The organism is Nocardia sp. NPDC051900, assembly GCF_044452545.1.
Lineage (GTDB): Bacteria > Actinomycetota > Actinomycetes > Mycobacteriales > Mycobacteriaceae > Nocardia > Nocardia sichangensis.
Genome location: NZ_JBITBU010000052.1, coordinates 1 through 8,116, shown reverse-complemented (window position 1 = coordinate 8,116; position 8,116 = coordinate 1). Strand labels below are relative to the sequence as shown.

The following is an 8,116-nucleotide window of genomic DNA, read 5'->3' as shown; positions in this document are numbered from 1 at the left end:
TCGTCGCACTCCCGCATCCGGCGTTCCAGATCGGGCGGGAAAGGATTTGTGTCCGGTTCGTTCTCGATCGAGGAGACGGGCGACACTGGATTCACTTGTTTTCTCCGGTCGGGCATAGGTGCTGCGATGAAACAGACGAATCGAGCAGAGAATTCGCACGAAAAGCACAACAGGGACCACGTCAAATTTCGGTGCCAATGCTTCCACGCAATTCCTCTTTAGTCGATCTTCAGCCCGTATTTTCTTGAATAAAACGGCGAGGCGCATCCCGATGCAGGCTAGACCTACGTAGGAGTACCGACTGCAGTTGGTTACCTGGGATTGTTCGAGCCGTCGGAGGAGTTGTGTCGCAAATTGTATGAGTGTGGTGGGGAAGCTTGGTTGATGTGTTGCGGCGGGGACGTTCCTATAGTGTTCGTCAAGCCGCTGAGGTCGTGGGTGATCGGTGGACTTCGCCGTGTTTGAGCATCGAGTAGAGGACGTCGCAGCGGCGTCGGGCCAGGCAGATGAGGGCGGCGTTTCGGTCTCTTTCGACCCCTGGCTCCAGGGAGACCTGCTCGCATGATCATCCTCGGTGTCGACTCGCACAAGGCGTCCCACACCGCCATCGAAAACGCCGAGGGGCTTGGTCATCACCTGGCGCAGTGGCTGATCGGTCGGGGTGGGACCGTGGTCGACATTCCCCCGACCGCCACCGCGAAGATCCGCACACTTTCCCGCGGGGGCCGCCGCAAGAGCGATCCGATCGATGCCGCCGCAGCGGCCTGCGTGGCAGCGATCCGCGGGGAGAGCCGACCGGTCGCCGTCGAGGACCACACCGGCGCCCTTGCGCTCCTGGACGAGCGGCGACACACCCTCAGTCGACATCGCGCCAGGCTGCTCAACCAGCTGCATGCCCTCTTGCGGGAACTGATCCCGGGCGGCATGAATCGCGCGCTGACAGCCACCGCCGCCGAGAAAGCCCTGCACACCGTCACCCCTGCCACTGCAACCGACCAGGTCCGCACACAACTCGTCGAAGACCTCATCGCCGATGTCCGACGCTGCGACCGCCAGCTCGCCGACAACACCGCCACCATGAAGCAGGTACTCGACGAGCACGCCACATCGCTCACCGACATCGTCGGGGTCGGCCCCGTCCTCGCCGCCCGGGTCCTTGCCGGCACCCGTGATCCGCGGCGGTTTCCCACCGCCGCGGCCTACGCGAACTACACCGGTACCGCACCGGTCCAAGTCGCCAGCGGCGACTACAACCGACATCGGCTTCTCGCTACGCGAATCGAGATCTCAACTCTGCGCTCCACTCCATCGCCGTCGTTCAGATCCGGACCCGCACAAGTTACGGCCGACGCTATTACGACCGCAAGATCGCCGAGGGAAACTAGCCGTCCACGAAACCGATACCGGAAATACAAGCCGGGAACCTCAGTCAGCGCGTCGTGGAAGCCACGTATTCGAAGACTGACCCGTCGGGATGGCGAGCGATCAACCGATCCCCATTGGGCGTCGGTGCAGGGCCTTCGAGTATTTCGCCCCCAGCTTGGTCGAGGGCGGCGATCACCGGAGCGAGCTGCTTAACCGCGAGAGTAGCGACGCGGTTTCGGTACGAAGAAGTATTGCCGCTGATCAGTAAGAACGGCCCCACGCTGGCCAATTCGACGTCACGGAATGCGAAGCGATGCACATCATCCGCATCGGCCAGATCTTGATAGAGCGGCAGTGCCTCATCAATATTCTCGACGATAACGCGCGCGATGATGGCCGTGATGTTCGACACGGAGAGTCTCCTTGCTACCAGGAAACAGGCAAGGCGAAAACCCCATGGGTAACGTTCGACTTGCGAATCGGAATGTACTCGAGAGGGACGTCGAGGCTTAGCGCCGGGAAGCGGCGAAGTAGCGCTGGGAATGCAATCTGCATTTCGAGTCGAGCCATAGGGGCAGCGATGCAATGGTGAATGCCGTGACCGAAAGCGAGCTGTGAACCTTTCGGCTCACGCGTGATATCGAAACGATGGGGATCTTCGTATCGCGTCTGGTCCCGGTTGACCAACGGGATCGACACCGCCACCGCGTCGCCTTTCTTAATCAGCTGACCACCGACTTCGACGTCCTCGGTGGCCGTTCGGATAGCGCCATGGTTCGCGATCGATGTGTAACGCAGTAACTCTTCGACAGCGGGCACCACCAACGACGGATCCTTACGCATCATATCCATCTGCACCGGATGCTGAAGGAGGACAAGCGTGCCGATTCCGAGCATCATGGCAGTCGTTTCGTGGCCAGCGATCAGTAGCAAGTTCCCTATTCCGACCAGCTCTTCATCGGTTATGCCCTTTCCGTGGTCGCGTACCAACCGTCCGAGCAAGTTATCCTTGGGATCCCTTCGGTGTTTCACCACGAGTTCGCGCATGTAGTTGCGCATCTCGTCGCGGGCGGTCAGCAACTTCTCGGGGGGCGCCATTGTGTCGGTCATAACAATGGTGTGACCGACGAAGTCGAATTCCCCTTCAAAGGGAACACCGAGTAGTTCGCAGATCACTTGCGAGGGCATGGGAAGCGCGAATTCCTGTACGAGGTCGACAGGCGGGCCTGCGGCTTCGGTCGCATCGAGGCATCGATCGACGATGGCTTCGATACGTGGCCGCAGTTTATGCATCGCTCCCGTAGTGAACTCACCAGCGATCAGCCCTCGCAGCCGCGTATGGTCCGGAGGGTCGTATTCGAGAAAGGTCCCGGGTTGCCGGGATTTCAGTTTTTGCTCAAGCGTCCGTTCTTCCGGTTTCGGTAACGCTGTACCTGGGGCGGTGAGATTGCTACTGAACCTGCTGTCGGAGAGTACGCACCGGGCGTCGTCGTAGCGGGCGATGAGCCATAAGGGAGTGCCGCTGGTGAGCTCTACTCTGGGAACTCGCTGTGCGGCACACAGTTCGAGCAGTTCGTCGGCCGGGTCCCATGGCCGGCGAGGATTGCGCCGATATGGCAGTGAAGGAAGCTCCATCTCACTCTCTGTTAATTATGCAACTGCTTCTAGGCGTGCAGGCCACCGAGATGCGATGACAGTGTGTCGGGGCGGCGGCATACCCACCGGCAGCTGCGGTGCCCTAGCTCATGCGATATGTCCATGCCCAGATTGGCGGCTGTGTGGTAGCGAAGATCGACGCAGAATTCACACGGAGTAGGGAGGGTCAACTCCACGCCTTGCGCTTGGGCTCGTTCACGATAATCGTATATTCCGCATTGGCGAACCTCCAGCAGGTAGATCCCGTCCTGCTCTGTGAGCGTCTTGTCGGAGCCGTAGACATCAAGCATCTTGGCCAGTGAGCCGAGCACGCTGCGTTCTCGGTCGACACGGTCCGGCAGTCGTCTCTCCGTAGCATCCGTATTCATTCGTGCGATGTGTTCGGTCCATTTCGGCAATCGATCTCGGCCCATGTACTTCTCGATTGCCGCTTGGGTGCGAAAGTAGACACCCAGCACAAATTCGAACTTCTCGCGGTCTGTCAATTCGGAGGCGATCCGCTCGTACTGACTCTCAGCCATCTAGGTTCTCTTGCCTAACTCATCGAACAGTGCTGCGGACAGTTGTCTTATCGGACGAGGAAGACGGTCCCAAGCCTTCGCGTCGTCGAGGTCGAGCACACGTGATAGCTTCCAACCGAGATCCCCGCTCAACGAGGCCAGAGGAGAAAGCGTTGGGACCGGTTGCACGAGGATTCGATGGGTAGGGAAAAACGGGGAGATTCGTCGCGCTGTTTCTGATGCCCATGTGTGGTTCGGCGGCTGATCGGTGGTCACCATGCACGTAATCATGGAGCCCCGGACGAGGAGCATGTAATTGAGCACTATCGGTCCGGGATCCATGTCCGACCAGAGAGCGGCTTCCAGGTCTTCCTGCCGCACCGTGCCGCCAGGCATGGCGAGCACATCTTGCATTCGACCTTGCGTGCGGACCACAGGCAGCGCCAGTCCACAGGCGCACGACTTGTCATCGATCTCCACCAGGTCGCCTGTCCGATAACGAAGGAGAGGACGACTTGGCAAGTCGAGGGTTGTGACAACCAGCTCGCCGTTGTCGGCGGAGCCGTCCACCAAGCGAGGGCCGCGCTCGTCGAGCAGTTCGAGAACGAAACTCTGCACCTGGAGATGGAGCTGATCGTGCTCGCAGGTCGCCGCGATCGTACCGGTTTCGGAGGAGCCGTAGCTGCCGACGTGCGCGCAAGCGCCGGTGAGCCGGCTCAGGTGACGGAGTTGAGCCGGACCGGTTTGCTCACCGATCAGGAACAGATGATCGAATTTCGGTCTCCTCCGGCCATGCTGGACTGCGAACTGGATCAAGGCCAGCAGTCGCGATGGCGCCCCGACGAAGACGTTCACCGAGAGTTTGTCGATGAGGTCCAAGACCTTTGTGTAGTCGCCGTCGATGTAGTCGACCCACGGCTTCAGCGACATAATGCCGAGATACTCGAACACCTTCTCGAACTGGTATGGGGCCGGACCCAGCGGAGCAGTGATCAAAATCAGAGCCACGTCGGTCGGCGTAAGAAGTCGCGCCCACATCTCGCCGACGTTCGTGGTGTTCACGATGAGGTCGTCCAGCGCTTTTGGCGCTGCCGAGGCCGGTCCGGTGGTGCCGGAGGTCTCGTAGTAATGCAGGAACTCATGTATCGGCTGCGCGAAAGCCGCATAGCTATGGTCACCCCAGTCCCGCTTTCCGAGCAGCGGGATACTTTTAAGTAAACTTTCCAGTGGGCGGTTCGCGATGCCCTGTTCGAGCAACATGGGCAGCCAGTCGGCATACAGCGGCACCTTCGCTGCGGCAGCCAAAGTATCTTCCAGTTTCCTGGCATGTAGCTCAAGTGGTGACAGCTTCCCGTCGAAAACTTCAGCGATGGTTTCGAGGTGCTGTTCGAACCGCGCCGCCGCGGCGATAAAAGATTTTCTGTCGCGTATCAATAGCATTGTTATAAGTTTTGACGGAGATGATGTACCAGCTGTCAGACTCTCTTGGTAAATTTCACCGGGAGGAATTCCGGACCGTGGATCATCGCGGTTGCTGGAGGCCAGCGGATTTCCCCTGTGACGGTTGGGGGGCAGAAACGGCGCGCGAGGGCAACAAGCCCTTCTGCCAGCTCGAGTCGGGCGACGCTCATACCGATACATACGTGGACCCCACCTCCAAAGACCAGTTGGGGGGCGCTCCTCGGTACCGTAATATCGAACACCTCTGGGTTCTCATAGACGCGAGGGTCGCGGTTGGCGGCAACGGTCGAGATCAGCAACATCGTATCGGCGGGAATTTCGAGGCCGTGCATGGTGACGTCCTCCGCGGCATAGCGGAAATTCACCCTTGCCTGCGGGCTCCATCGGCAGACTTCCTCAACGGCCTGTTCGGCCAACTCAGGGCGAGCCGCCAGGATGTCCCACTGTTCGACGTGTTCGCTGAACGCTGTGAGCGCCCGCCCAAACTGTTTGGTCGTCGTGTCCTGGCCAGCCCACAGAAGCAGCAGCACCATGTCGTGAAGCTCCTTCATCGTCAGCCTGTCGCCGGCCTCCTGACTCGTGATGAGAGACGAGAGGAGATCGTCGCCGAGGTTTTTCCGGCGCTGCTCGATCAGTTCGGTGACATACTCCGACATGCCAACTACCGCGGCCTCCGACCGGGCGCGCTCGCTTACCGTGTTGAACACCAACCCCAGGTCGTCCAGCCACATGGTGAACAGCTCGTAGTCCTCGATCGGGAACCCGAACATCTGGCACATGACCAATCCCGCCGTACGCTTGGCGAACGCGGCTATAAAGTCGCACTCCTCCTCGCCGTCGGCGATCTCTGTCGCCAGGCGCTCAGTTGTCGATCGGATGAACGGACGCAAGCCTTCGACGAAACGCCGACTGAAGACGTGATTGACCAGCCCACGCAGTCTTGTATGGTCGCCACCGTCCCGACTGTGCAGTGCTTCGGTGAACCAGTCATAGAGCGGACCCGCAACGATTCCCTGCTTATGCATGTACTGCCGACCGCCGCGAACAAAACGACGGTCACGGAGAACTTCGGCTGCCTGCTCGTAACGCAGAACCATCGGCCCGAACGGAGTCTGGGCATACCAGTTCGCTTCCCGCGCTTCGGCCACCTCGGCAGACTCGTAGTCGAACCCCGGGTCGAAAATACTAAGGAAGGGCGCTTCTGTTGTTTCAGCGCCTGCGCCCTTGAAGATTGTTTCAGAATGTGCCGTTGATTCCGTAGTAGGTTTGTTCAAATTTGGGTGCGCTTGGATTGCGGACCGGTATTCCATCTCATCTCATCTCATCGCATCAAAGCAAGCGGTGCTTACCCGATAATATCGATATACCAACATCGTCTTGAAATTAGGTCGGTATCGATAATCCGCACGGACACACCGATAGGTAGGAGGCCGAATTAGAATCTGTGTCGCTTTTCCGATCGAAACGGATCCTCGATTGAGCTGATTGCCGCATACATTTAAAGCATGAAATCGGAAGCATGTCAACCGGTTGGTCTCACTACTTCGGTGGTAGTGATTACGACGTTAACCAGGCGAGGATGGTCTAAGAAATCGCGACCACTCACATCCGCGAGTACGTTGAAGGTACGTACGTACGACTCGTCAGCACTTCGCGCACATGCTCAGACCAAATAGCGACCACGTAACCGCATCTCACTCCATTGGCTTGACGCTCCTCCGAAATGGAGTCGAGCATCACTCGACGAAGTTCGCGGTTACGTACGTATTTCTGAGAACGTCCACCGCACACCCCGATGTATGGACACAACCCGTCGGGCACCATCAGCGTGAAATGGTCACCGATGATCCCGGTGACCTTCTCTCGACGCGCGTAGCGGGCCTGGGTGTCGTAGGGAGAGACGATCGCCACAAATGAGGGCGGCAGACCGCCGTCATCGTCGGTGCGCCAGCGCAGACCCCCCTTTTCGCCGCGGCAGTAGTTCTGCAGAACGATCTGTCGCAGGACTTGGACCTGGGGGCCGGACAGGTAGTCGGGTCCGTGTTCTTTCAGGTGCTCAAGCAGCTTTGCCAGCGTCCTCGCCGACGGCGAGGATCTTGGACTTGGGCCGAGTTGGGTCTTGTCCAAGCGAAGTGGACGGCCGTAGCGACGTCCCCATTCTTCGTCGACCAGGCCGGCCAGCAGATGCGGAGCAATGCGGGCGAGTTCTTCGAGTGCGTCGCGGACGGCCTCGGTGATCAGCTCGAGCCGGGTCAGGTCGCGCAACCGCGTGAGCCGGTCACGGAATCGCTCAGCACGCTGTGATGGAAACCGGGGTCGTCCCAGCTCCAGACCGAGCGCATACTTGAAGTCGATGCGGCAGCGCACGGCCTCGGCCGCCTGCCGGTAGGACAGATCCAGCACATACTGCAGCACGCGCACGGTGGCCAGCTGCGCCGGGGACAGACCGGCCGCCCATCGCGCGGAGTTCCGGCGCTCTGGTATCGAAGCATTCAACAGCTCACGTGGTCCACGTCAGCACCCTTGCGGGTCCGGGCAACGCCCGTATCCGGCCACCTATCCCTAAGACACCGACGGAGGAGTCGGCTCGCGGTCTGGGGGTTTCCTGTCGCCCTTCGGCGCGCCGGCATTCGCTTGTTGGACCATCTTGTTCCCACTGAGGAATTGGACCATCCGTGCGGTCGGCTTATCGGGCCCCTGCGGGGATCCGGACCTCAGCCGGCGTTGCACGTTCCGCACGTGTGAGACACGACAGGGGTGAGCGCCCTCTTCATCCCGGGGACGGTGGTGCTCCCCCGCTCGGCCCCGAGCCTTCGCGGCACCGGCCGCTACCCCAGCGGCCAGTCCTGTTCCTCCGCTAGCGCATCCCGTCGGCGGAGGTGACGGTGACGAACCGTCATCCAGGATTCACTGCGCGTTCGCCCGTCCGGTCTTCTCCTGGCCTGTAGTCCCCGGATGGAACGAGAACCTTCGTGCCTTCACCCTGATGCTCCGCACTCCGCTCGGAGACAAGCCTTCGAGCACTGGCTTGGAACTAGATGTATGAGGCCATGACGTTGGTGACACCGGTGTGGAGGCGGCTGGCGGGCGGGCGGTTCCCGGCGGCGGTGTGCGGGCGATGGTAGTTGAAGTGG

At 60.1% G+C, this 8,116-nt stretch carries 7 protein-coding genes and 1 pseudogene; 1 reads left to right on the top strand and 7 read right to left on the bottom strand.

The window, feature by feature from the left end:
* Positions 1-207, bottom strand: a 207-nt coding sequence (locus ACIA5H_RS37240; RefSeq protein WP_397081009.1) for a hypothetical protein, incomplete at its 3' end; no start/stop codon positions are given.
* Between the two features lie 354 nt (positions 208-561).
* Between ACIA5H_RS37240 and ACIA5H_RS37235 the strand changes: the two genes are divergently transcribed.
* The gene (locus ACIA5H_RS37235) at positions 562-1,578 is read left to right on the top strand and encodes a transposase (protein ID WP_397081007.1); all 1,017 of its coding nucleotides are present in this window, start codon (positions 562-564) and stop codon (positions 1,576-1,578) included.
* A 213-nt stretch (positions 1,579-1,791) separates the two neighbouring features.
* On the opposite strand, the gene ACIA5H_RS37230 is transcribed toward ACIA5H_RS37235, so the two are convergent.
* The 6 genes and pseudogenes from ACIA5H_RS37230 to ACIA5H_RS37205 all read right to left on the bottom strand — a co-directional run.
* Entirely contained in the window at positions 1,792-3,000 is a 1,209-nt protein-coding gene (locus tag ACIA5H_RS37230) for a cytochrome P450 (protein ID WP_397081005.1), read from the bottom strand.
* Between the two features lie 29 nt (positions 3,001-3,029).
* The gene (locus ACIA5H_RS37225; protein WP_397081004.1) at positions 3,030-3,542 is read right to left on the bottom strand and encodes a hypothetical protein; all 513 of its coding nucleotides are present in this window, start codon (positions 3,540-3,542) and stop codon (positions 3,030-3,032) included.
* Positions 3,543-4,961, bottom strand: a complete 1,419-nt coding sequence (locus ACIA5H_RS37220) for a phenylacetate--CoA ligase family protein (RefSeq protein WP_397081003.1) — start codon at positions 4,959-4,961, stop codon at positions 3,543-3,545.
* Positions 4,962-4,996: 35 nt separating this feature from the next.
* Positions 4,997-6,292, bottom strand: coding sequence for a cytochrome P450 (locus tag ACIA5H_RS37215; protein ID WP_397081002.1), 1,296 nt, complete (start codon positions 6,290-6,292; stop codon positions 4,997-4,999).
* Positions 6,293-6,584: 292 nt separating this feature from the next.
* Complete coding sequence (locus ACIA5H_RS37210) at positions 6,585-7,478, bottom strand: transposase (protein WP_397081001.1); 894 nt, start codon at positions 7,476-7,478, stop codon at positions 6,585-6,587.
* A gap of 538 nt (positions 7,479-8,016) precedes the next feature.
* Positions 8,017-8,116: pseudogene (locus tag ACIA5H_RS37205) on the bottom strand (IS481 family transposase); the annotation flags it as partial.

Excerpts from the sequence above, each read along its gene's own strand:
- ACIA5H_RS37235 (WP_397081007.1), top strand. The coding sequence starts at position 562 with ATGATCATCCTCGGTGTCGACTCGCACAAGGCGTCCCACACCGCCATC.
- ACIA5H_RS37230 (WP_397081005.1), bottom strand. The coding sequence starts at position 3,000 with ATGGAGCTTCCTTCACTGCCATATCGGCGCAATCCTCGCCGGCCATGG.
- ACIA5H_RS37225 (WP_397081004.1), bottom strand. The coding sequence starts at position 3,542 with ATGGCTGAGAGTCAGTACGAGCGGATCGCCTCCGAATTGACAGACCGC.
- ACIA5H_RS37220 (WP_397081003.1), bottom strand. The coding sequence starts at position 4,961 with ATGCTATTGATACGCGACAGAAAATCTTTTATCGCCGCGGCGGCGCGG.
- ACIA5H_RS37215 (WP_397081002.1), bottom strand. The coding sequence starts at position 6,292 with ATGGAATACCGGTCCGCAATCCAAGCGCACCCAAATTTGAACAAACCT.